Genomic DNA, 23,837 nt, shown 5'->3' on the forward strand with positions numbered 1-23,837 from the left:
ATTCAAACTAGATTTTGGCTTCCAATGTGAATGTAACATGAATTTCTGTGAGTTTGGATTTTTTCCTGAGGAATGATGTAACAAAAATCTTAAGTAATGATTTTACTCTATTTATGAGAAATCATCACAAAACCCTGTATCATAGAACAATAATTTTTAATCGTATGAATTTTCAAAAAACTTCCATTTTATTTTTTTATTCATAAAAATGTAATTTTATGAATTTTTTCATAGATAAAAATGTATTTTTACACAAAAAATCCATTGAAAAAATGATACGAAGCCTTTATAAAGATTTAATTTACTGGAAAAATTCAGCCAATAGAAAACCCCTTATTTTACAAGGAGCAAGACAAGTAGGTAAAACTTGGTTGATGAAAGAGTTTGGAAAACAGGAATTTGAAAAAACTGTTTATCTAAACTTTGAAAGTAGCGAAAGGCTAAAGAACTTATTTTTGGTCGATTTTGATATACAGCGCATCATTACTACCATTGAAATTGAAGTAGGTTATAAGATTCAGGCAGACAAATGTTTACTCATTTTTGATGAAATTCAAGAAGCAGAAAAAGGACTTACTGCTTTAAAATACTTTTACGAACAAGCGCCAGAATATTTTATCATCGCTGCGGGTTCGCTTTTGGGCGTTTCTTTACAAAAAAGTACGTCTTTCCCTGTTGGAAAGGTAGATTTTTTACAAATGTATCCCATGAGCTTTGTTGAGTTTTTAGAGAATACTGGGCAACAATTGCTCTTGGCTCAACTTGAAGCTGAAAATTGGGCTATCATAGATACTTTTCACGATAAACTTGTCGATTTACTGCGACGCTATTATTTCATAGGTGGCATGCCCGAAGCGGTCGCAAATTATATTCAGTTCCAAGATTTATATCAAGTACGTGAGATTCAAAGCAAAATTTTGCTAGGCTATGAAAACGACTTTGCTAAATATGCTCCTATCGAAACTGTCCCAAGAATCCGATTGGTTTGGAGTCACCTAATTAGTCAATTAGCCAAAGAAAATCGGAAATTTATTTATGGTCAAATCAAGAAAGGTTCGAGGGCAAAGGACTTTGAAACTGCTATCAGATGGCTTACGGATGCTGGTTTAGTGCTGAAAGTGAATATTGTTGAAAAGCCCAATATCCCACTAAGTGCATATTCTGACATTGATATTTTCAAATTGTTTTGTCTGGATGTGGGTTTGCTCAATGCCATGGCAGGTATTTCACCCAAAATATTGTTAGAGAAAAATGGTATTCTAACAGAATTTAAAGGTGCTCTAACCGAACAGTTTGTCGCACAGCAATTAAAAATCAAACATGAAATTTATTATTGGTCTGCGCCAAATGCCACGGCTGAAATAGATTTTATGATTCAAAAAGAGCAAATGATTATACCTATAGAAGTAAAAGCCGAAGAAAATCTTAAATCAAAAAGTCTGAAGGTCTTTGTTGACAAATTCCAAACAAAACAAAACCTCCGATTTTCGATGAACAATCGCCGAGTACAAGACTGGATGACTAATATGCCTTTGTATTCGGTCAATAATTTGTAAGTAAAATGCTTTGGGGCTGTCAGCTATATGCAGTAGGCTGTCGGCATTTTAACATCGTTTTTGCCCTCGTTGGAGTTTTCTCCAACGAGCCCAGCGTTAGCAACAAACCAAGGATTGTAGACATAAGTTAACTAGTTTGAATCTATCGCCAATTTGTTGGAGATAACTCCAATAATGGCACCTACGGCTTCGTTTTACAAACCCAATTTTGCTTTCAACACAGTAATTTCAGCTTCTAGGTTTTTGATATGCTCGTATTGTGGTTTCAAAGCTTCCTCTACTTCTTCTATTGTAAATCTAGGGGTAATATGTTGCGGACAGTTCCAATCAAAAGCTTCTATATTGAACACCATCATTCTTTCTGGTTGAAACTTATAATCTTCTAAATCAAGATTTTGTAATAGCTCTGTATTATCTTTCAGTTCAACAATTTCCGCTTTGGCATATAGTTTCAAGCGTCTTTTATTCGGATAATCGACCATAAATAAAGATACTTTGTTATTCGTCGCGATATTCCCCACAGAAATGTATTGCATATTCCCTTTGAAGTCTATGAACCCTAATCGATTTTCATCGAGTACTTTCAGAAAACCTTTAGGTCCACCACGATGCTGAATATAGGGAAAGCCATTTTCGCCAGAGGTTGCCATATAAAAGCTATCTCTTTGAGCAATAAAGCTTTGCTCATGTTTACCGAGTCCCAAATAGACTGTTTGGCTTTCCATTCGGGAATACGTTTTACGACTGCCATGCTTTTCTTGTAGCTTCTTAGCCGCAGCACTAAAGCCAATTTCTGCGAAATTGTTTGCCATGATTTCAACGAGTTTAATACTTCATTATAAGTATGCTTTTATTGATACTATTTTTTCTCTTTATCTTCTGCTTCGTACTGTGCCAAAACTTTATCCCATAATGTATCTCCACATTCGTCTGGCATTACCACTTCTTGCTCATCATTGAGTTGTACTGGTTTGGGCTGGATTGCTAATAAGGTGGCTAAGTCCAATTTTGCGGGTACTGATTTCTTGGTTTCCATGTTAGTATTTTTGTTAAAGGTTAAAATATATATACAGACAAGTCTGTATATATAAGTCGATATAAAAAAGAGATTTCGTCTCTCTCCTTTTGGCTACGAAACAAAGGTAAGAATAATTTTGATAAAACATACAGACAAGTCTGTTTTTTTCTAAAATATTTTTAAGAGTAGACTGTCATCAAATCGTCCGTTTTCGGGTACAATGTATTCCCCTTCTTTTTAAGAAGAAATATCAAAATTATATTGTACCTATTTGTTATATCTTTTTTAATATACCGTTTATAGTATTTTATAAGGTTTTTGGTACAAAAACTTGCAAAATAACACAAGACAATAAAATATTTCAAAAAAAATTACACCTATATAATCTATAATATCTATAGATTATATATTTTTGTTTAAAATTACATAATTATATGAAAGCATTCATCTTTTCAATAGCAACAAGATTCATGGGGATACTTCCTCCCTTGGTTATCGCACTGGTTACTTTATTGAGTAATCCAAATCTTCACAAGAAGAAACAGCAAACTATTGCTCAAAATCATCAAATGCTTTTTACAAAAAATAAATAATAGCTCTCCGCTAAGAATCCATAGTTTATGATATTATTCAAATTTCACAAAGGTTTTTTTTTGACCGTTTTATTCATTCTCTCTTCAGCTATAATGGGGTTGGCACAAGATTTTGATTTTAATGCTAATCTTCAAAATGCCTGTAACGAAGTTACTAAGTTGCGATTGGCTCATGCCAAACAATTGATTAGTAAAGAGTCTCCGAATAATGGTTATAAAATTTGGGTTGACTGCTTGGCAGATGCTGTTAATGTATATGCTAGTGAGAGCGAGACCGAATATGAAAAGTTGGTAGATAAAGTGGACGATGCACTTGACGTAATTGAAGACCTCGATACCAAAGCACCCCAACAACGCCAACTCCGCGCCGAAATAAAATTTTATTTGGCCTTAGTTCAAATGAAACTGGGACATGAGACTAAGGCTGGTATGACCGTCATGAGTGCATATAAATTGTTGGAGGAAAATAAAAAGCTTTTCCCAAATTATAGCGCCAATAATAAGATACTTGGGGTGATTCATGTGCTCATTGGCTCGGTACCAGAAAATTATCGCTGGATTACCAAAATGTTGGGCTTGAAAGGTAATATCGATCAGGGGATTCGTGAGTTGGAAATTGCCACTCAGGATAAGATTACAGGTTTTGAAGCGAAATTTTTTAAGCTTTTTATTCAAAGTTATATTCTTCCAATAAACGATAAAGTACGTACAGAGGTCAATGAGTTTGTACAAAAATATACCGATAGCGAGCTGGCTTTGTTCTTGGGTGTAGCGATATCTGAAAAAGATAACAAAAGTGACCAAGCTTGGAAAATTCTGCAAAAAGTCCAAAATGGCAATGGGTATTTGCCATTACCAATTTTCGATTTCTATACAGCCGAGATTTACCTACAAAAAGGGAACTATGCCAAAGCTGAAAGCTATTATCAAGCCTATTTAAAGAAATTCAAAGGACATAGTTTTATCAAGGATAGTTTTTATAAATTATTCATTACTAATTATTTGAGTGGTGAAAATCAGCAAGCAATAGCATTTTTACAGAATATCAATCAATACGGCAAAAAGCTATCGGAGTCTGACAAGGCAGCTCAAAAATTTTATGATAATTATACAAAAACGAAGCAATTGCCCAATAAAAACTTACTTCAAGCTCGTCTGGCAATTGATGGAGGATACTATAAAGAAGCCTTGGAAAATATAAAAGATATCAATGAAAATACCCTGAGTAGCAATTTAGATAAAGCTGATTTCAACTTTCGAAAAGGGAGAATTTATCAAAATTTAGGCGATACGGATTTAGCAATTCCTGCCTTCGAAAGAAGTATTGCTTTTGCACAAAGTCTGGATACGCACTTTGGCGCTAGTTCGTCATTACAACTGGGGTATATTTATCAGAAGAAAAAAGATTCTAAAAAAGCCCTCTCGTGGTTCGAAAAAGCACTTTCTTACAAAAAACATGAATACAAAAACTCTGTGGACAATAAGGCTCAAGCAGCAATTACTGACATAAACAATTAGAAGAAACAAAATCAACAACACTTAAAACCTTAAAATAGATACACAACATGGAAATTTATTGTGATAACGCTGCCACCACAGCTCTAGACCCTGAAGTTCTGAACGCTATGATTCCGTATCTTACCAATCAATATGGTAATCCTTCTTCAAGCCATGCTTTGGGGCAAAAGGCAAGAGAGGCAGTTGAGGAATCGCGCCATACGGTGGCAAGCTTGTTAAACGCTTCTCCAAATGATATTTTTTTTACCTCTGGAGCCACCGAAGCAAACAATATCGCCCTTTCGGGAGCGATTCGTACGTACGATGTATCACATGCCGTCACTTCGAGACTCGAACATAAGGCTGTTTTGCAAACACTTGGACAATATAGTCAAGAAGGGGAATTGGATGTAAGTTTTGTTAAAATTGATAGCAAAGGCAATATTGATTTTGAATACCTAGAAAACTTGCTCAAGTTTAACGCACAATCCATTGTCAGTTTGATGCACGTCAATAATGAGATTGGAAACCTTATCGATCTTAAAGCATTAAGTGCTTTAGTAAAATATTATGACGGTATATTACACAGTGACACTACACAAAGCATTGGAAAGTATCGTATTGATTTACAAGAACTTGACATAGATTATTTAGTGGGTTCATCACACAAATTTCATGGACCTAAAGGTGTAGGATTCATTTACATTAACAAATATAAAAAAGTAAAGCCTTTGATATATGGTGGCGCACAAGAACGTGGCACTCGTGGCGGAACCGAAAATGTCGCTGGGATTGTAGGTTTGGCCAAGGCACTCGAAGTTTCGTATCGTGATTTAGAGAAAAATCACAATCATATCTCCTACCTAAAATCATTTTTCATCGAACTACTTACGAATGGGCCTATCAAAAATATTCGTTTTAATGGCGAAAGCTTCTCGGAAGACAAAAGTAGTTATTCAATTGTAAATGTGGCATTTCCGCATCTCAAACATGGTGGATCGCTATTAGATAAACTAGCACAACTCGAGATATATGTATCTGGTGGAAGCGCCTGTTCAAATCTTACTCAATCAGGGTCTCATGTACTAAAAAATCTCAAAGTTCATCTGGATCGTGATAACGTGAGATTTTCCTTTAGCAGGCACAATACTCCACAAGAAATTCGACATGTGGTGAAAGTTCTCAACCAGATTTACCAAGAAGATGAAGGAATCGCAAAATCAAAATTGTTGGAGGTAGCGTAGAAAAAGGGGATAGGGTATAGGCAAAGAGGCAATAGTAAGTATAAAACTATTGCCTCTTTGCCTATACCCTATCCCCTCCCCAAAAAAATCAATGCTCCCCTACTCTCTTTTCGCCCGCTAAAATTGCGACTTCAAGTTTATTTTCTTTGGTAGGTAAAGGACAAGTTGCAAATGGTGTAAAGGCACATGGAGGGTTATAAGATTTATTAAAATCAATAAAGGTATATCCCTCAGCATCAGGACCTTCTACCTCCAAAAATCTACCAGCGCCGTAAGTTTCATGTTTATTACTCAAGTCTCCGAACACTAAACTTAGGTGTTTGGGCGTTCCTGTTGGCTCTAGCGTATATTCTTTGCCGTTTACCGAAAAAACTAATTTCCCAGGAGAATCCTGCTCATAAGCTCGTCCTGTAATATCAATAATTTTGAGCTTACGACCTTCTGTAGGCACAAATTTGGCTCTTACACGCCATGTTGGATCAATCGGAAAAGTAGGAATTCCTGTAAAACTTTTCAGAAAAGGACTTTCCAAATCTCTCAAGCGAATAGCATATTTATCGCCTCGTTGTATGATAAACCAACGAAGTGACTGATGCGCCAGCACAATGGGTTTGCCTTGATAGGGAAATACTTCTGCATTGCTTATCTCCTGATTATCAAGGGATACTTTTGCTCCTTTGGCAGCTACAAAACTTATTTTACCCTCTTTTAAAATCACCTTTCCGACAAAATCTGCACTATGTTCTTTCGGGAAATTAATGGCATTTTTATCACTTCCTCCGATGGTATTTTCTCCTTCTTTCAACCAAAAAAGACCAGCTAAATTTAGCCAGCCATCTTCTCTTTTCAGACCTTCAATACGCTTTTGTTGCCATTGCTTTACCTCGGCTTCGTAGTTATTGTCATTTGTTTCAACAAACGAACTCAAAAACCCTAAACTCAATAGGGTACTTACTGCTAAAAGTATTTTTTTCATAATTAGATTTTTTAATGGAGATAAAGTGGGTTATGATTCTTGAACATCAAGTTAGTCCTTTACAAATGTTTTCTGGCTATTGAGGATTCCTGATTTCAGAAATACATCCTGATTTATACTTTATTTTTGAAATCAGAAATCCCAAATCTATAATAGCCATAAATCATTCATTCACAGCCCACTATATCTCACTATAAATTTATTGAAGTAATAATTTATTTGTGATAATTTCTACGTTTGGTAATGGAAAAATATAATTACTCTGAGAAGGTAGCACCTCAGGCGCCGTCAATACACTACTAGCTTTGGCTGGTAATGGCAACAGATTGCGAAGTAGATCATTCGAACGGAATCCTTCTCCAATAAGCTCGATACGACGTTCTTTCAAAATTGTACTTAGCAAAGCCGTGCGACTTGATACGGCACTTTCAGCAAAAGAATAAGTAGCGTCTGAGCGATTGCGTACTGCTTTCAACAATTCGGTAGCTTTAGTAATATCTCCCACACGAGCCTCGGCTTCGGCGTAGTTTAACAAGACTTCGGCATAGCGAATAATAGGTAAGTAGTCCAGAAATGGAGACGGTTTGCTGTACTTGGTGATAAAATACAAACCAGAAGAAGTACGGGCAAAAGTTCTACGCAAATCGCTAGAGCGCCAGTCGGTATTGCCCCAAATGCCGTTGGGATTTAAGTTGTACTCAGCATTGGCATTGAAGACATAAGGAAACGATGATTGACCAGTCACGTTGTCCAGTTCTGTCATTGGTACCGACAGTATAGATTCAGTTGAAGTGTAATTCGTTGTGAAGATTTCGACAATGTTTTGCAATTTATGCGCCACACCTGTAGTTGCTGCAAAAGGAGTTGAAGTAGAAACAATTTTTTTAGCTTCCTCAATTACCTTGGCATAATTCCCAGCGTTGAGATACACACGAGTTTTGAGGGCAATCGCTGTATTGCGATGCGCACGTGTGGTATTCAACAAGCTGGTTGAATAGTTTAAAGGCAAGTCTGCTTCAGCTTCATCTAAATCCTTGATAATCTGAACATAAACTTCTGCTACAGTACTGCGTTTGAGGTCATTATTAGCAGTATTGGTTTCAGCTTTTAGACGCAATGGTAGGCCAGGCGAAGCACCTTGATTTTCGTTGTATGGACGAGCATACAAAGTAACCAATGAATAATAACTCAACGCTCTCAAGAACTTCGCCTCGGCAATATATTGTTTAGTTAAGGTAGCATTTACTACATTTGGATGGTCGGCTAAACCTTGAATGACGATATTGGCATTGTTGATAGCCGTATACCCTGCTGCCCAAAAACCCGCTACAAAGTTAGATCCAGCGTTGAGGGTCTGATTCCACGCTTCATAAGCAGTAAAGGTGTTGCTCGTTCGATTGATAAATTCTTCGCCACGAGCTTCGGTATAGGTATAATAGTTACCTCCATAAAAGTTGGCACTTTTAATCGCTTTATATATACCGTTTACAAGTCCTAACACTCTGTCAGGAGTATCAAAAGCATTTGTCCCACTAATAGCTGTTGCAGGCGTTGGATTCAAATATTTTTGGTCGTCGCAGGCGCTGGTGCTTACTAATAGGGTTCCTAAACCAAGGGCAAGTCCCCATTTTGATATATGATTATTTTTCAAAATTTTCATCTTTTCTCTATTTCTTAAAATCCAACATTGATACCGAAAGTAAATGTACGTGCCTGACCTACAGAGTTTTTCTCTACGCCTGGCGTCGTATTAGAGTTACCATTTACCGATGATTCTGGGTCTGTTCCTTTATACCCTGTGATTAGGAAAAGGTTTGAGCCTTGAGCAAATAGTCGCACCGAAGCAATACCTGTTTTGCCCAACCAAGCACTTGGCACTCGGTAGCCCAATGAGAGGTTCTGCAAGCGAAGGAAGTCTGCTTTTTGAACATTTCCAGAAATTGGGAATGAAGAACCACTCGACGTTTGGTCGTTGTACACCAATCGTGGTACATCGGTGATATCTCCAGGTTTTTGCCAACGAGTCAAAATTTCTGTAGAGTTATTGTATGCGCGTTGGTCTAGCAAGGTAGCACGTGTACCATTCTGAATATAGTTTCCACCCGAAAACGAAAGGTTGAAGCCTAAGTCAAAGTTTCCGTATTTGAAATTATTAGACCAACCACCATACCAAGTTGGTAAAGTATTTCCAAGCAAATAATAGTCAGCACCTGTAATAGCTGGCGCTTTTTCACCCGTCAGATAAGTCCACTGACTTTCCCCTGGGGCAACTACCTGACTGTATTGTACTTGTTCTCCTTTGGCATTAATAAATATTCTTCGACCATTGGCTGGATTCACACCCGCCGTTTTGGCACCATACAAACTACCTACTGAATAGCCCACTCTGGTTACGTTGGTGGTTTCGTAAGATACGTGAGTTGTACCAACAATATCGGTATTACCTTCTGCCAAAGCCGTTACTTTGTTTTGAATAGTTGTCAAGTTTAAAGAGGTATTCCATGAGAAATTACCTTTTTGCAAAACAGTCGCATTGATTCCCAATTCCACACCGCGGTTATACATCGAACCAACGTTTCCTAAGATAGCATTGCCAGGGATGCCTTTCGACACTGCCTGTGGTGCACTCAAAATCAAGCCATTCACGTCATTATTGAAATACGTTAACTCTACCTGTACACGGTTGTTCCACAAACCTAAATCGGCACCGATATTGGTTTGGTTACTAGTTTCCCATCCTAAATTAGGGTTACCAGCCTGCGACAGCGACCAAGTTGGCACACTTCCATACAATGAGCCGCTGTACAATTCTAGTGAACTGAAAGCGTCACTTAGGTTTCCATTACCCACACGTCCCCAGCTTGCACGAATTTTGATATTTGACAATACAGAAGCGAGACTTGCATTTTTGTAAAAATCTTCTTCCGACAAAGCCCAACCACCAGACACACCACCAAAGTTTCCATATTTCTTACCAGCACCCAAAGCAGAGTTTCCATCACGACGGAAATTGAAAGTTAGGAAATACTTTTTGTTATAATCATAACTCAAACGAGAGAAAAATGACAAGAATGTTTTCTCACTAATATCATTTCCTGTCGCCGAAATAGCACCCCAGTTTCCTTGGTAATTTTCAAAATATGGATCTGCACTTTGTGTACGTGAAGCTCCCCAAGAATTATAGGTCAGTTTTTGAATATCGTAACCTACCAAAGCCGAAAGGCTATGTTTATCAAACAAAGTAGTTGAATAGTTAAGGGTATTTGTCCAGTTCCAGTTATCGCGAATAGCCGTAACATTGGCAGCATTTCCTTTACTCGAATACCCATTTCCTTGGATTGGACTATCGTAGCTATAAGTATCTGTACGTAAACGGTCTACAGCATACGTCGTCGTAAAATCTAAGTTCTTATATAACTTCGCCACTGCCGAAATATTAGCAATTACACGGTCATTGGTAGATGTGTAATTATTTTCATTCAACAAGGCTACTGGATTTCCCCAGTTACTTACCACTTGGTTGTTGCCCATGCCAATAGTATTCGGGCTCGAAGGGTTGATATTATAAGAACCATCAGCATTGAAAGCAGGGACGTTTGGAGGTAAAGCAACGGCCAAACGAGCAGCACCAACTAAAAAGAAACTAGAGTTTGCTAGTGAACCAGCATAAGGCGATTGGTTGAAACTAGTGTTGTAAGAAATACCACCTTTCAATTTCAACCAAGAATTTACTTCTTGATCAATGTTAAAACGAAGCGCTTTACGCTTAAATTCGTTGGTTACCAAAAAGCCTTTTTGGTCTGTAAAATTGGCAGAAAAATAATAAGTAGTACCATTATTCCCACCAGATACACTCAAATTATGGCTTTGTGACGTACCTCTTTGATAAATATAATCATACCAACGAGTATCTATCGCTCGATTGTTGGCATCATAATTTGGGAAAAACAAAGCCGATGCTACAGAGCTATTGTTTTGATTTCCTCCTAAAATTTTAGCATTTAATACCGCTTCATTTTTAATGGCGATATATTGCTCTGCGTTCAAAACTTCGGGTAAACGAACTACGTCAGAGAAGCCTGTCCATACTTCGTAGTTGATTTTGGCTTTGCCAGATTTTCCTCTTTTGGTAGTAATCAACAATACCCCTGCGGCAGCTCTAGAGCCATAAATAGAAGTAGATGCAGCATCTTTCAATACGTCAATCGACTCAATATCAGCAGGGTTAATGTCGCCAAGTGGGTTATTTGGCACAGCGGTTGAAGTTGATACGTTACCTGTATTAATTGGTATTCCATCTACCACTACCAAGGGATACGAACTCAAAGAGATAGAGTTAACCCCACGAATACGAATGACTGGAGGGTTGTTCAAAACGCCATTGGGCTGAGCGATATTCACCCCAGCAGCACGACCTTGCAACGCTTGATCAAAGCTTTGTACGGGCTGTTCTTTAATGACTTCGCCACCAACACGTACAGCGGAACCCGTAAACTCCGCTTTGGTTTGTGTTCCATAACCAATTACTCGTACTTCGGTAAGTTCTTTATTTTCTTCTGTTAATTCTATAGACAAAATAGAGTTATTGATTAATTTTTTTTCAATGACCCCAAATCCGATAAATGAGAAAACCAATGTTTGGTCTTTTTTGGCATTAATCTTAAAACGTCCGTTAGCATCCGTTACACCCCCCTGTGTAGTACCTTTGATGCTCACCGAAACCCCTGGTAAAGTCTGTCCAGTTGAGCGCTCCTTTACAACACCTGTGATAGGCTCGGTTTGTGCCCAGACCTGCCAAGTGATACTAAAAAAGAGTAGCAATAGTAAAAATTTATTTCGCATAATGGTCTTTTGTTGATTTGTAAACAATGTAATTCAAAAAATTAGAGCATAGTTATCCTGTCTACAGACTTTGCGCATCAGCCTGAAAACTATTTATTATTAAGCTTTGAGCTTTCAGGTATCGGCCTTCGGGGCATTAGAAAAAAGCATGTCTGTAGTTGTTAAAAACATTTTAAAACTCATCGACTAGTGCCTGTTGCCTAAAACACAATACTTAAATCAAATTTTGCTCACTTACTTATAATTGAGGGTTTTGTTCTTTGGAGAAATATATTAATCTATTAAAACTATAGATTTTATATGCAAATATGTTATATGAATTACTCACACCCAAATCTTTTCTTAAAAAAATTTAGAAATTACTTTATTTTAGGAGTATTATTCAAAAATAAATTCAAATATTACAACTGTCATGTTAATGCAGAATGATGAGTTGTGAATTGTGAATGTAAGTTTTTTGTAAATTCTGCCATCTTTGGAGTTGTCCACAACGAGTCTGGCGTTAGCCACAAGCCAAGTATTGGGAGCACAAATTAGCGGGTTTGTGGCTGGCGCCAGTTTGTTGGAGATAACTCCACCAAAGGCTGTAATGATTTTTTCAAATCTTATATTTCCAAATAATTTTATCCTTTCTTAAATTATTGATAAAATTTTGATTTTCCTCAAAGTCCTTAAATTTCACATAAGTGCCATCGCATTCCCTAACTTCGCACAAAACACAATTGTCAGGAAAATTCTCTACAACAAGAATATCACGTAAATTATATTTTTCCAAATACATCACACACCTACTACAATCTCCATAATCACCTTTTTGCATTTTCTCAGTAAACTCCTTTAACCAAGGAAGGTTTGTTACAGGGTTTATAACCCCGCACACAGTATCATTGACAATATCTTGCTTTGAACAAGCAAATGATACCAATATTAATAGAGTGAACATTAGTAATCTTTTAATTTTCATGGCTGTGTTTAGTTATATTTTAATAGGTAAACCTTGAATCTCTGTCAATAATTATGCCGTACTCGTTGGAGTTTCTCCATCGAGTACGGCGAGTAATAAGGTCATAAGGTAACAGATTTGTGGCTGGCGCACAGTTGGTGGAGATAACTCCAACAAAGGCTAAAAAGGCATCAGACCGCTACAGAGGCATATAATGGCATTTCGATAACCGATATATTAGACTTTTGTAGCAATTTTCTAGGGTCAAAACTATCTTTTACGGGTTTATACAAACCTAACGGTGGCAAACAAATACAATTAATCGTATGTATTTCTAGAAAATTCTTCATGGCTTGCACGGTGTTTCCGTGAAATACTTCTACATGAATTTTTGCTAAAGTATTCGTGTACATCTGACTAAGCTCAGCAATAGAAGCTTTGAAGTTGGTCGTAAATACTTCGTCGAGGAAAGGCTTTGGTCTATACAAAATCATTTCAGTGATAGAATATTCCATTTCACGAGCCAATAGCAAGACTATTTCTACAGGATTTTCATCAAAAACGGATAGCGCCCACTCAATGGTCTCAAGGGTAGTATTCGTAAAATCTACAGGAATAAGAAGTCTGATATTCTTTTGCATAAAGTTTCAAGATTATTTATACAAACTTCATCAAACGGTATTAGTGCTGGTTAAGAGTGGTATTAGAAAGGGATTAAAGAAAAGGGAGATGATTGGGGATTGTGGATTTCAGATATCTGATTTCGGATTTTTGATTAGTAGGTATTTGGCGGTCAGCTTTGGTCGTTCATTTTTTGCTGACCGCTGAATGCCCAAAGCTGAATGCTTACATAGTCTTATTAGCCAAAATATGAGGAAAGCGAATGGTAAACGTAGTGCCAACACCAACCTGTGAGTCGACCTGTAAATGTCCATTATGCATTTTAATAACATTTCTGGAAAGTGGTAAACCAATCCCATAACCTTCAAAAAGTTGGGTATTTGACGCTCTGAAGAAAGGATTAAAAATCTGAGAAATTTCTTCTTCAGGAATACCGATTCCTTGGTCTTTTATCACCATAATTACCTCCGAATCAGTAGCTTTAATTGAAATTGTTACGGGTTTGTTGTGAGAATATTTGCAGGCATTTCCGATAATATTTGAAAATGCCACCAATAATAGTTGCCTATTACCCATGACTTTCAGTCTTTTAGGATCTTCGGGGACTTCGTTCAAGTCGATAATTATATGATTTTTTGGAGAAAGCTTGTCAAAAGTTTCTTTTACATCCCAGAGTAGCTGGTCTGTGCGAACGATTTCACGCGTTGGTTTATCGCCCTGATAACCACTTTGCGCTAAGAAAAGTAAAGACTTGGTGATATGGTCTAATCGCTCGGCTTGCGCTAAAATATTTTGTATTGCCTCTTGATAAACTTCAGAAGATCGTTGCTTTCTCAGGGCTAAATCTGCCTCGCCTATGATAACGGTGAGGGGCGTTCCGAGTTCGTGAGAGGCGTTACTGATAAAGTTTTTCTGTATTTCAAAAGCCGTTTCTAGTCGGTCTAACAACTGGTTAAAAGTACTTGCCAGTTCTCCAATCTCATGGTTGTTTGTTGGTTCTTCGAGTCGTAAGTGGATATTATCGGTACTTATTTGACGCACCTTATATGTAATCTGCTTAACAGGATCGAAAATATGAATCGAAAAATATATCGAAACATAGAGGGTCAACAAAGTTCCTAGCGCAATAGCAATTAATAGTACATTTCTCAGATAACTTAGGTGGTGAGCTGTAAAATAATTTTCGGCAGACACCACCACAATTGAAGTCTTATTGCCTTGCTTGTATTTTAGACCTGAATATACCACATCACCATCTCTTAAGGTTGCCTTCCCTTTTGTATTTACTTGAAATAGAAGTTCTTCTGGCAGATGGTATTTATTAGCATAGGAGTCAAAACTTATATTAGGCTCTAGCTGAATCACCATTTCCTTTTCTTTATGCAGTTTTTCAAAAAACTGCTCGCGAATCATCTTATAAGCCTCCGACTTATTAGTATCCTTTTCTAAATAATATTTACTCGCAATAATGGCACGCGTTTGTACACGCTTGTCAAAATCCACGTGCGAATATTTATCGAAAGAATAATAAACCGCTCCACCAAGCAATAAGATAATAAGCAAACAACTTGTAAAAAAGATGCTTGCCATTTTGGTACGTGTTTTCATGACTTAACTTTTAGGACATATCCCATTCCTACAACGGTATGAATAAGCTTGTTGGGTGACTGTGCATCAATCTTTTTTCTTAAATAATTGATATAAACATCGACCAGATTTGTTCCCAAATCGAAATTGATATCCCATGCACTTTCCAATAAATCCAAACGAGATAACACTTTACCTCGGTTACGAATCAAGGCTAGGAGCAAACGATATTCTGTGGCAGTGAGCGTAATACTTTCGTTATTGCGGGTTACGATTTTTGAGTCATCATTGATCACCAAATCATCGATTTGATAGATATGCTGTGGCGACTGTGAATCATCAGAGCCACTCTGTTCATTGCGACGAATCAAGGCATTGATGCGTGCGTGGAGTTCTATAAACTTAAAAGGTTTTACCAAATAATCATCTGCCCCTGAATTGAGCCCGATAACAACGTTTTCGGTTGTTCCCAAAGCTGTCAGGAATAGTATGGGCGTTTTTACATTATTTTGACGAATAGCTTTACAAACTTCCAAGCCATTTTTGTCAGGCAACATGATGTCGAGAATAATCAAATCGTATTGAAAAGACGATGCCATCTGAAATCCCACTTCGCCAGTGAGCGAAACCGAAACCTCATATCCTTCTTCTGTAAGCCCTTTTTTAATAAATGTAACAACGCTGATTTCGTCTTCAATCAGCAAAATACGTTTCATAATTTTTGTTTTTCTATGTGGTATTTGGTACTAATTAGGTAAAAGAAGTTAATAGTTAATCGTGTATCAGTTATTGGGTTATATTCATAATCAACAAGATACTATCACAGTTTATCACCGATATATTGGTAATATAATTATTCCTGTTACTAATTTTTAGCTATTGGGTGTCCATTTTTCAAGCTAATAGCCTAAAAGTACCAAAGCACAAAGATAAGTTTATGCACATGCAAAGCAAATAGTCTTCAACTAAGCTTGCTAGAGATGCTCCAAACAAACTGTTTTTAATAGATAAGTCCAAGACTTAATTATGACTGAGTAATTTTTTTTTAAAAAATTATCCCTTCACCCAACCATTTTATTCGCTATTCCATCTAGGTATAAAGCACTGGTTTGCGAAACAGATAAAATATGATGCTTTCGCGAATTGGCTGTACGTACGGGAAGAAATTAGAATTCATCAGAATTTGTAGATAAAATCAAAGACACGAAGTACATTTACAAAATAATTATGATACAATAAGGTCCAGATTTTAGCATATCCTAACTACAATGAACATTATTAGAAATATATTGAACACACTTACTTCTACTAGAGCTGCTGGTGCATATCTATTACTTTTTGCTATTGCCATTGGTGTGGGTACTTTTATAGAGAATGATTTTGGAACAAGTTCTGCTCAAGCACTTATTTACAGAAGTCTTTGGTTTGAAATTTTGTTATTCTTGTTCAGTGCTTCTATTCTTGCCAACATTCAGCGCTACAGGCTGATACAGCTCAAAAAATGGGGCTCGCTTACTTTTCACTTGGCCATTATTGTGATTTTGATTGGGGCTGGTATTACTCGTTACTTCGGCACAGAAGGCATGATGCATATTCGTGAGGGACAAACTTCGAATACCTATTTGTCTGCCGAAACGTTCTTGATTTTTAAAGTTCAACAAAATGACAAATCATATTCTTTTGACGAGCCTGTCTTTTTCTCTTCTTTAGGCAATAACTCTTTTAGTAATTCTTATCAAGTTGGAAATAATTTGCTGGAAGTCAATCTTGATAATTTTATTCCAAACCCTGTCCAAAAAGCGATAGATAGTCCCAATGGCAAAGCCATGATAAAAGTAGTGGTAGCTGGTGCAGGCGGTCGTGAGGAATATTTTGTAAAACAAGGTGAGCAAATGCAAATCAATGGCGTTGATTTCAATTTCACCAATCAGGTTTTACCAAATGCCTTTAATGTTTTCTTGGAAGCAGACACTTTATCTTTTTCTGTCAACCAAACAGTAAGTCAAACTGTTATGGCAACCCAAAAGCAAGATACCCTACAAGCTGGTGGAAAATATCCTTTGCGTTTGCGTTCCTTATATAGTGTTGGTGGAAGTAATTTTGTGATTGGAGATTTTGTCTCAAAAGGAATTGTTTCTATTGAATCTTCTTCGAAAAAAATCAAAAATGAAAGCATGGTTGGGCTCAATATGACCGTAAAAGTCAACGGACAAGCCCAAAGAGTGATGGTTACTGGTCGTAAGGGAGAAGCTGGTGAGCCACAGGTTTTGACATTTGGAAACACCAATGTGTCAATTAGTTACGGCTCAAAACAGGAAGTACTTCCCTTTTCGTTATTGTGTAAAGATTTTGAGCTAGAAAAATACCCTGGCACAGAAAACCCTTCTTCGTATGCCAGTGAAGTAAAACTTATCGACCAAGCCAACCATGTGAATCAGGATATCAGAATTTACATGAATCATATTTTGGATTATGACGGCTATCGTTTTTTCCAATCTTCTTATGATAATGACGAATTAGGAACTTATCTGAGCGTTAACCACGATTATTGGGGCACGCTATTCTCTTATTTGGGCTATTTCTTACTAACCATCGGAATGGTGATGACCTTCTTTATGAAGAATAGTCGTTTTACGCAATTGATTAAAAAACTTCAAGATTACCAAAAATCGGTCATTATATTCTGCTTGCTTTCCTTGAGTTCGGTTGGAGCAGTTTATGCTGATGCAACTTCGCCAATTCCTGCCGATCATGCTGCAGAATTTGGAAAATTATTTGTCCAAGATTTCAACGGTCGTATCAAACCAATGAATACGCATAGCAGTGAAATCTTACGAAAAGTTGCTAAAAAATCATCGATTGGAGATTTGAGTTCTGATCAGGTTTTATTATCAATGTTGCTTTTCCCTGGACAATGGGAAAAAGAAAGTATCATTCAAGTACCTGACCATCCAGAGCTGAAAAAAATATTGAAAACCGATGCTAATACGCTAAGTTATGTATCGTTCTTTTCGGCAGATGGAAAATACTTGCTTGAAGATGCCGTAAGACAAGCACAGGCTATGATGCCAAAAGACCAAGGAACTTTTGAAAAAGCGGTCATCAAACTAGATGAAAAGGTCAATATTATGAATATGGTCTTTTCGGGAACGTTAATCAGAATTTTTCCTCAAAAACAAGATAGCACCAATACTTGGTTGTCATTGCCTGATGTTATGCACAATCACCAAGTAGCCAATACTAGTAATTCGGATGCACAGCAATTATTGACATCGTATTTTCAAGCATTAAATGAAGGTGTGAATCACCAAGATTTTAGTCAGGCAACAGGAGTTTTGGCAAAAATTAGAGCTTATCAAACCATAACTGGTGGCGACTTGGTTCCTTCTGAAACCAAACTTGAATCCGAATTATTTCTGAATAAACTAGATGTTTTTAACCGACTTCGAAATTTCTACGGAATTCTAAGTTTGGTTCTAACCTTTACCTTTTTATTTGTAACCGTAAAAAAAGTAAAAATACAATCCAAAATCACTTCGATTTCTTTCTGGATTGTATTTGTAGGGTTATTTTTTCATACTTTAGGGCTCGGATTACGCTGGTATATTTCAGGACGAGCGCCTTGGAGTAACGGGTACGAATCCATGATTTATATAGGTTGGACTACGACTTTAGCAGGAATTTTATTTTCCAGAAAATCATTGGGAGGATTGGCCGCCACAACCACTTTGGCTGCGACGATTTTATTGGTAGCAAGTATGAGCTGGCTCGATCCTGAAATTACGCCATTGGTACCCGTACTCAAATCCTATTGGTTGACCATCCACGTATCGCTCGAAGCAGGAAGCTATGGATTCTTGTTATTGGGTGCTGTGGTAGGAATGCTCAATTTGTTATTAATGATTTTTGCCAACTCAAATAATAAAGAAAATATCCTCAAAACCATCAAAGAATTAACCGTTATCAGCGAGATTATTTTGCTGAGTGGATTAGCCATGATTAGCATTGGAACTTATTTGGGAGGTGTATGGGCCAACGAATCATGGGGACGCTATTGGGGTTGGGATGCCAAAGAAACTTGGGCACTCGTTACCATTTTGGTGTACTCATTCATCTTGCACATGCGCTTTATTCCAAAATTACAGGGATTATATGCTTTTCATTTTGCGGCTTTGTTTGGTTTTGGCACGGTAATTATGACCTACTTGGGAGTTAACTACTATTTGTCTGGCCTTCATTCCTATGCGGCAGGTGACCCTGTCCCTATCCCTCCTTCAGTCTACTACACCGTGATAGTACTGACCCTTTTAAGCATATTTTCGTTTATCAAGTACAAAAAATTATTTAGTAAATAAGTATTCATGCAGAATTAGATTTGATTTTTGTGTTTTAGGCACAAGGCAACAGGCACTAGGCAAAGAGTTTAAATATGTTTTTTAGTAACGATAGATACGCTTTTTTCGAATGCCCTGAGCTGAAAAACGAAAGCTCAAAAATTAAATATTATTTTGCGTGCCAACTTAACTATTCTCAATCATATCACCCCATAATGTGATTGCACGAATAAGAAGAATACATTAAATTCACTTTGTCGGCAGCAAGCATTATGCTCTGAGCAATAGACTAAAAGCTAGAATATATTTCTTAAAAACCATAGAAACATTTTGACGACTGCCCAAAGCTGACAGCCGAAGGCGCAACAAATTTATTTTGCATTATTACTTAACCATCAATTATACTTAAGTACCTGATTTCAAGAACTATAGTCCGTTTTAAAATTTATAAAAAATCTTGAGTCATTGTACTTAATAGACTTTTCGTACCTAACTAAATTAGAAAATGTCTAGAACAGCACACAGAATTTATATTGGGACAATGGTTTTCATTGTCCTCCTAACAACTATTTATTTGAGTTTGGTGGGAAAATCCTATTATCAAACTTCCTTAGAAGAACGATTTTATCATCCTGACCACAAGGCATTTAAGCCCAGTGGTATCATGGGTCATACACTCGGAATTGTAGGTACGCTTTTGATTTTAATAGGTGTTTTTGGCTACCAAGCACGCAAATACATGAAAGTACTTTCCAAGGTTTGGGTGCTCAAACATTGGTTAGAATTTCATATCTTCTTATGTACCCTCGGGCCTGTTATGATTTTGTTTCATACTTCATTCAAATTTGGCGGCATTGTGTCTGTTAGTTTTTGGAGTATGGTAGCAGTGGTGGCTAGTGGTGTAGCAGGGCGATTCATTTACCTGCAAATTCCCCGAACTATTCAAGGACGAGAACTGTCTCTTCACGAAATCAAAATTCTACAAAACGAAACCATTGAACAATTAAAAGAAGGAGTAAAAGGAATTGATTTGAACGAAATTTTGGGTACATCTTCTGAACGCAAATCCAATCTATTCCTTCAATATTTTACCGATTTAATTTATCTAAGCCAATTAAAAAATCAGCTAAAAGCCAATGGCTTAAGCAAAAATCAGATTACGAAAATAGCTCAATTAGTCCAGTTTGAATTAGGAATGAGTCGCAAAATTGAGAGGTTAGCGCTCATGCAAAAACTCTTTCATTACTGGCATATCATACACTTACCTTTTGCGATTATCATGCTAGTAATCATGGTGATACACGTTGGAGTTACGATTGCGTTTGGCTATAAATGGATTTTTTAGGCTATGAATATGGAGGAAATTATCGTGTATGGAGGCGTCTTTGCCTTCTGTGCACTCATTTTTGGAGGCTACTTATGGGTACAATCCAGAAAAGGAAAAAAGGTACAAGCCAAAATCGAGCAAGCCAAAATCGATGGCGTGCACGAACCTGTATCGCTCTATCCATTTATCGACCCGAATGCCTGCATTGGTAGCGGTGCTTGCGTAACAGCTTGTCCCGAAAAAGACATTTTGGGTATTGTCAATGGACGTGCTCAATTGGTCAACGCTTCGAGCTGTATTGGTCACGGTGCTTGCTTTCATGCTTGCCCTGTTGAGGCGATTTCCTTAAAAATTGGTACCGAAAAACGGGGTGTAGAGTTACCACATGTTTCTCAAAGCTTTGAAACCAATGTCAAAGGAATCTTTATTGCGGGAGAATTGGGTGGCATGGGACTTATCAAAAATAGCGTTGAACAAGGCAAGCAAGCCACCGAGTTTATTGCTAAAAGCATCCAAACGAATCATGGGGCTGAATATGATTTAATCATTATTGGTGCTGGTCCAGCGGGAATATCGGCAAGTTTACAAGCCAAACAAATGAATCTCAAAGCATTGACGCTAGAACAAGATTCGCTTGGAGGTACAGTGTTCAATTTTCCAAGAGCAAAAGTAGTAATGACTTCGGCGATGGATTTGCCTGGACATGGTAAAGTAAAATTGTCAGAAACCAGCAAAAGCGAATTGCTTACACTTTGGCATACTGTGTTAGAGAAAAATCAAGTGTCAATCATCGAGAATACCAAAGTTGAAGCGATTCAAAAAGACGGACATAATTTTCGAATTGTTACGAACAATGGCGAAAGCTATTCAACGCACAGAGTTTTGTTAGCCATAGGTCGAAGAGGTAGTCCAAGAAAGTTACAAGTTGAAGGTGAAGGATTAGAAAAAGTAGCATATCGTTTACTCGAACCCGAACTAATCCAGCAAAAAGATATTCTGGTAGTCGGTGGTGGTGATTCGGCTATTGAAAGTGCTTTGCTTTTGGCAGAACAAAACAGAGTCATTCTGTCGTATCGTAGCGCTAGTTTTAACCGACTCAAACCCAAAAACCTTACCAATATTCAAAGGGCAATAGAAAGAAAAATCCTTCGGGTAGAGTTTGAATCGGTTGTGAAATCTATTCAAAACCAGGAAGTTATTTTAGATAAAAACGGAGTTGAAGAAAGCATTGCTAATGACCAAGTTTTCATTTTTGCAGGAGGAGAATTGCCTACGCAATTTTTGAAAAATATAGGAATCGAAATAACCAAGCGGTTCGGTCATGTCATGAAATCGCATACATAACAAAACAAACTTTTACCACTATTATACCTTATTTCAACATATTACCTTCAAGGTTTTCTCTTTCCAAAGGAATCCTTTATCAATTGTTACCCAATAAATTAGCTTTTCATGAAAGGCATTTTGTTGGGATAGCGCTGTATTGTTTCTTGTTTTTATTTCATTATCTATCTATCGGGCAACTATCTCCAGGAAAATTGACAAGTGCGCACGCCAAATTGGAAGGAATGTCCAATTGTACGCAATGTCATACGATTGGAGATAAAGTTGCCAATAAAAAATGTCTGGCTTGTCACAAGGAAATTAATAGCAGAATTTCAAAAAATAAGGGCTTCCATGTAAGCGCTTCGGTACGTGGCAAGGAATGTATTGTTTGTCACAGCGAACACCACGGGACCAATTTTGATATGGTGCGTTTTGACCAAAAAACTTTCAATCATAATCTCACAGGATTTGAGTTGAAAGGTGCACATAAAACCAAAGTTGTTAACTGCAAAGAATGTCATAAAGCTGATAATATTACGGATGCCTCGGTCAAAAATCGTCGTGAGACTTTTTTAGGACTCGATACCAAATGTTTGAGCTGTCATGATGATTATCATCAGAAAACACTATCCTCAGAGTGTACTTCTTGCCATGATGTTAATACTTTCAAAAAAGCACCAGCCTTTAATCACAATACAGCTGATTTTGCGCTAAAAGGTGCACACAAATCAGTGGATTGCGCATCATGCCACAAATCAGAAGCTCGCAATAATCAGAAGTTTGTTCGCTACTCGGGTCTGAGTTTTAACAATTGCAATAGCTGTCATAAAGATGCCCACAAAGGCAGATTTGGCAATAATTGTGAAGCTTGTCATACCGACACTGAAGATTCATTTAACAAAATAGTTCCTACAAGAGCGTTCAACCATAGCGTAACTGGATATGCTTTGGAAGGAAAACATCATGAAATTTCTTGTAAAAAATGTCATGATAATTCGAATGGTGCATCAGGTAATTTTCAAGAATTTTCAAAGAAAGAAAACATTACTTGTGCGAGTTGTCATAAAGATGTTCATGAAGGCAAATTGGGGAATGACTGTAAGTCGTGTCATAACCAGCACTCATTTTTACTCAAAAACAAAACTTTCGTAGGCAAATTTGACCACGACAAAACCAACTATCCATTAGTCGGAAAGCATCAAGCGATAGATTGTAAATCATGCCATAAATCAGACTTGACCGACCCCGTTCAGCATAATACCTGCATGAGTTGTCATACCGACAAACATAATGGAGATTTTGCCAACAAGAAAGAAAAGTACCCAGATTGTGCCACCTGCCATAGTGAAAAAGGTTTTAGTCCATCCAAATTCAATATTGAGATGCACAATAAAGGTGCTTTCAAGCTCGAAGGAGCGCATTTGGCACAACCTTGCTTTGCTTGTCATTTGCAAAACTCTAAATGGATTTTTACCAAAATGAATACCCAATGTAGTAGTTGTCATGAAGATATTCATCAAGGATTTTTAGATAAAAAATATTACGGTGAAAAATCCTGTGAGGCTTGTCACCAAGTAGAGAGTTGGCAAAAAATAAAATTTGACCATAAAACTACAGGTTACGAACTTAAAGGAGGGCATAGCACTGCGCAGTGTGCCTCCTGTCATTTTGATAAAAATGTAAATCCTGCCACACAAAAATTCAAAGGACTTAGCAAACAATGCGCTAGTTGTCATGCCAATATTCATGGCAATCAGTTTGAGCAAAAAGGCATTACCGATTGTGCTAGATGCCACAGTGCAAATGCTTGGGATGGCAAGTTATTTAACCATGATAAAACTGCTTTCAAACTAGATGGTAAGCATCAGGGAGTCTCCTGTGACAAATGCCACAAGCAAACCATTACGGTAAATAATCGTTCAGTTAAATTCTTTAAGATACAAAAGTACCAATGCGTAGATTGTCATTTATAA

Annotated in this window: 17 protein-coding genes; 8 read left to right on the forward strand and 9 right to left on the reverse strand. The window is 37.2% G+C overall.

The genetic code is table 11. The features are described 5' to 3' along the window. Nucleotides 1-218: 218 nt before the first annotated feature. Nucleotides 219-1,556: an ATP-binding protein gene (locus tag QM524_RS18515; protein ID WP_283345709.1), complete on the forward strand. Its 1,338-nt coding sequence runs from the start codon at nucleotides 219-221 to the stop codon at nucleotides 1,554-1,556. Between the two features lie 194 nt (nucleotides 1,557-1,750). Here the strand turns inward: QM524_RS18515 and QM524_RS18520 are convergent, their stop codons facing one another. Continuing rightward, on the reverse strand, nucleotides 1,751-2,368 hold the full coding sequence (locus tag QM524_RS18520) for a pyridoxamine 5'-phosphate oxidase family protein (RefSeq protein ID WP_283345710.1): 618 nt from the start codon (nucleotides 2,366-2,368) through the stop codon (nucleotides 1,751-1,753). 47 nt (nucleotides 2,369-2,415) lie between these two features. Continuing rightward, nucleotides 2,416-2,592 carry a hypothetical protein gene (locus QM524_RS18525; RefSeq protein WP_166577708.1) on the reverse strand — a complete coding sequence of 59 codons (177 nt, stop codon included), beginning with the start codon at nucleotides 2,590-2,592 and terminating at the stop codon, nucleotides 2,416-2,418. Between the two features lie 416 nt (nucleotides 2,593-3,008). Between QM524_RS18525 and QM524_RS18530 the strand changes: the two genes are divergently transcribed. The 3 genes from QM524_RS18530 to QM524_RS18540 all read left to right on the forward strand — a co-directional run bounded on the left by QM524_RS18530 (nucleotide 3,009) and on the right by QM524_RS18540 (nucleotide 5,908). Then, nucleotides 3,009-3,167 carry a hypothetical protein gene (locus tag QM524_RS18530; RefSeq protein WP_166577709.1) on the forward strand — a complete coding sequence of 53 codons (159 nt, stop codon included), beginning with the start codon at nucleotides 3,009-3,011 and terminating at the stop codon, nucleotides 3,165-3,167. A gap of 93 nt (nucleotides 3,168-3,260) precedes the next feature. Then, entirely contained in the window at nucleotides 3,261-4,685 is a 1,425-nt protein-coding gene (locus tag QM524_RS18535) for a tetratricopeptide repeat protein (protein ID WP_283345711.1), read from the forward strand. Between the two features lie 47 nt (nucleotides 4,686-4,732). Further along, nucleotides 4,733-5,908 (forward strand): cysteine desulfurase family protein, encoded by a 1,176-nt coding sequence (locus QM524_RS18540; protein ID WP_283345712.1) that lies wholly within the window; start codon nucleotides 4,733-4,735, stop codon nucleotides 5,906-5,908. 88 nt (nucleotides 5,909-5,996) lie between these two features. Here QM524_RS18540 and QM524_RS18545 read toward each other — a convergent pair whose 3' ends face one another. From QM524_RS18545 to QM524_RS18575, 7 genes are all read right to left on the reverse strand, one after another. After that, nucleotides 5,997-6,884, reverse strand: a complete 888-nt coding sequence (locus tag QM524_RS18545) for a DUF1684 domain-containing protein (RefSeq protein WP_283345713.1) — start codon at nucleotides 6,882-6,884, stop codon at nucleotides 5,997-5,999. A 199-nt stretch (nucleotides 6,885-7,083) separates the two neighbouring features. Beyond that, nucleotides 7,084-8,544 carry a RagB/SusD family nutrient uptake outer membrane protein gene (locus QM524_RS18550; RefSeq protein ID WP_283345714.1) on the reverse strand — a complete coding sequence of 487 codons (1,461 nt, stop codon included), beginning with the start codon at nucleotides 8,542-8,544 and terminating at the stop codon, nucleotides 7,084-7,086. A 14-nt stretch (nucleotides 8,545-8,558) separates the two neighbouring features. Then, complete coding sequence (locus QM524_RS18555; protein WP_283345715.1) at nucleotides 8,559-11,726, reverse strand: SusC/RagA family TonB-linked outer membrane protein; 3,168 nt, start codon at nucleotides 11,724-11,726, stop codon at nucleotides 8,559-8,561. 598 nt (nucleotides 11,727-12,324) lie between these two features. Beyond that, nucleotides 12,325-12,690: a hypothetical protein gene (locus QM524_RS18560; protein ID WP_283345716.1), complete on the reverse strand. Its 366-nt coding sequence runs from the start codon at nucleotides 12,688-12,690 to the stop codon at nucleotides 12,325-12,327. A gap of 170 nt (nucleotides 12,691-12,860) precedes the next feature. Beyond that, complete coding sequence (locus QM524_RS18565) at nucleotides 12,861-13,310, reverse strand: hypothetical protein (RefSeq protein ID WP_283345717.1); 450 nt, start codon at nucleotides 13,308-13,310, stop codon at nucleotides 12,861-12,863. Nucleotides 13,311-13,515: 205 nt separating this feature from the next. Next, nucleotides 13,516-14,898 carry a sensor histidine kinase gene (locus tag QM524_RS18570; RefSeq protein WP_283345718.1) on the reverse strand — a complete coding sequence of 461 codons (1,383 nt, stop codon included), beginning with the start codon at nucleotides 14,896-14,898 and terminating at the stop codon, nucleotides 13,516-13,518. Then, the gene (locus QM524_RS18575; protein ID WP_283345719.1) at nucleotides 14,895-15,593 is read right to left on the reverse strand and encodes a response regulator transcription factor; all 699 of its coding nucleotides are present in this window, start codon (nucleotides 15,591-15,593) and stop codon (nucleotides 14,895-14,897) included. The genes QM524_RS18570 and QM524_RS18575 overlap by 4 nt, the downstream gene beginning before the upstream one ends. Before the next feature lie 552 nt (nucleotides 15,594-16,145). On the opposite strand from QM524_RS18575, the gene ccsA reads away from it, so the two are divergent. From ccsA to QM524_RS18595, 4 genes are all read left to right on the forward strand, one after another. Then, complete coding sequence (ccsA, locus tag QM524_RS18580) at nucleotides 16,146-19,232, forward strand: cytochrome c biogenesis protein CcsA (protein WP_283345720.1); 3,087 nt, start codon at nucleotides 16,146-16,148, stop codon at nucleotides 19,230-19,232. Between the two features lie 484 nt (nucleotides 19,233-19,716). Then, nucleotides 19,717-20,556 carry a hypothetical protein gene (locus tag QM524_RS18585; protein ID WP_283345721.1) on the forward strand — a complete coding sequence of 280 codons (840 nt, stop codon included), beginning with the start codon at nucleotides 19,717-19,719 and terminating at the stop codon, nucleotides 20,554-20,556. A gap of 9 nt (nucleotides 20,557-20,565) precedes the next feature. Next, complete coding sequence (locus QM524_RS18590; RefSeq protein WP_283345722.1) at nucleotides 20,566-21,882, forward strand: NAD(P)-binding domain-containing protein; 1,317 nt, start codon at nucleotides 20,566-20,568, stop codon at nucleotides 21,880-21,882. Between the two features lie 224 nt (nucleotides 21,883-22,106). Continuing rightward, nucleotides 22,107-23,837 (forward strand): cytochrome c family protein, encoded by a 1,731-nt coding sequence (locus QM524_RS18595; protein ID WP_283345723.1) that lies wholly within the window; start codon nucleotides 22,107-22,109, stop codon nucleotides 23,835-23,837.

This window comes from Flectobacillus roseus (genome assembly GCF_030056595.1).
In the GTDB taxonomy this organism is placed as follows: domain Bacteria; phylum Bacteroidota; class Bacteroidia; order Cytophagales; family Spirosomataceae; genus Flectobacillus; species Flectobacillus roseus.

Excerpts from the sequence above, each read along its gene's own strand:
- QM524_RS18565 (WP_283345717.1), bottom strand. The coding sequence starts at position 13,310 with ATGCAAAAGAATATCAGACTTCTTATTCCTGTAGATTTTACGAATACT.
- QM524_RS18540 (WP_283345712.1), top strand. The coding sequence starts at position 4,733 with ATGGAAATTTATTGTGATAACGCTGCCACCACAGCTCTAGACCCTGAA.
- QM524_RS18545 (WP_283345713.1), bottom strand. The coding sequence starts at position 6,884 with ATGAAAAAAATACTTTTAGCAGTAAGTACCCTATTGAGTTTAGGGTTT.
- QM524_RS18535 (WP_283345711.1), top strand. The coding sequence starts at position 3,261 with ATGGGGTTGGCACAAGATTTTGATTTTAATGCTAATCTTCAAAATGCC.
- QM524_RS18590 (WP_283345722.1), top strand. The coding sequence starts at position 20,566 with ATGGAGGAAATTATCGTGTATGGAGGCGTCTTTGCCTTCTGTGCACTC.
- QM524_RS18595 (WP_283345723.1), top strand. The coding sequence starts at position 22,107 with ATGTCCAATTGTACGCAATGTCATACGATTGGAGATAAAGTTGCCAAT.
- QM524_RS18555 (WP_283345715.1), bottom strand. The coding sequence starts at position 11,726 with ATGCGAAATAAATTTTTACTATTGCTACTCTTTTTTAGTATCACTTGG.
- QM524_RS18515 (WP_283345709.1), top strand. The coding sequence starts at position 219 with ATGAATTTTTTCATAGATAAAAATGTATTTTTACACAAAAAATCCATT.
- QM524_RS18530 (WP_166577709.1), top strand. The coding sequence starts at position 3,009 with ATGAAAGCATTCATCTTTTCAATAGCAACAAGATTCATGGGGATACTT.
- QM524_RS18520 (WP_283345710.1), bottom strand. The coding sequence starts at position 2,368 with ATGGCAAACAATTTCGCAGAAATTGGCTTTAGTGCTGCGGCTAAGAAG.
- QM524_RS18525 (WP_166577708.1), bottom strand. The coding sequence starts at position 2,592 with ATGGAAACCAAGAAATCAGTACCCGCAAAATTGGACTTAGCCACCTTA.
- QM524_RS18550 (WP_283345714.1), bottom strand. The coding sequence starts at position 8,544 with ATGAAAATTTTGAAAAATAATCATATATCAAAATGGGGACTTGCCCTT.
- QM524_RS18570 (WP_283345718.1), bottom strand. The coding sequence starts at position 14,898 with ATGAAAACACGTACCAAAATGGCAAGCATCTTTTTTACAAGTTGTTTG.
- QM524_RS18560 (WP_283345716.1), bottom strand. The coding sequence starts at position 12,690 with ATGAAAATTAAAAGATTACTAATGTTCACTCTATTAATATTGGTATCA.
- ccsA (WP_283345720.1), top strand. The coding sequence starts at position 16,146 with ATGAACATTATTAGAAATATATTGAACACACTTACTTCTACTAGAGCT.
- QM524_RS18585 (WP_283345721.1), top strand. The coding sequence starts at position 19,717 with ATGTCTAGAACAGCACACAGAATTTATATTGGGACAATGGTTTTCATT.
- QM524_RS18575 (WP_283345719.1), bottom strand. The coding sequence starts at position 15,593 with ATGAAACGTATTTTGCTGATTGAAGACGAAATCAGCGTTGTTACATTT.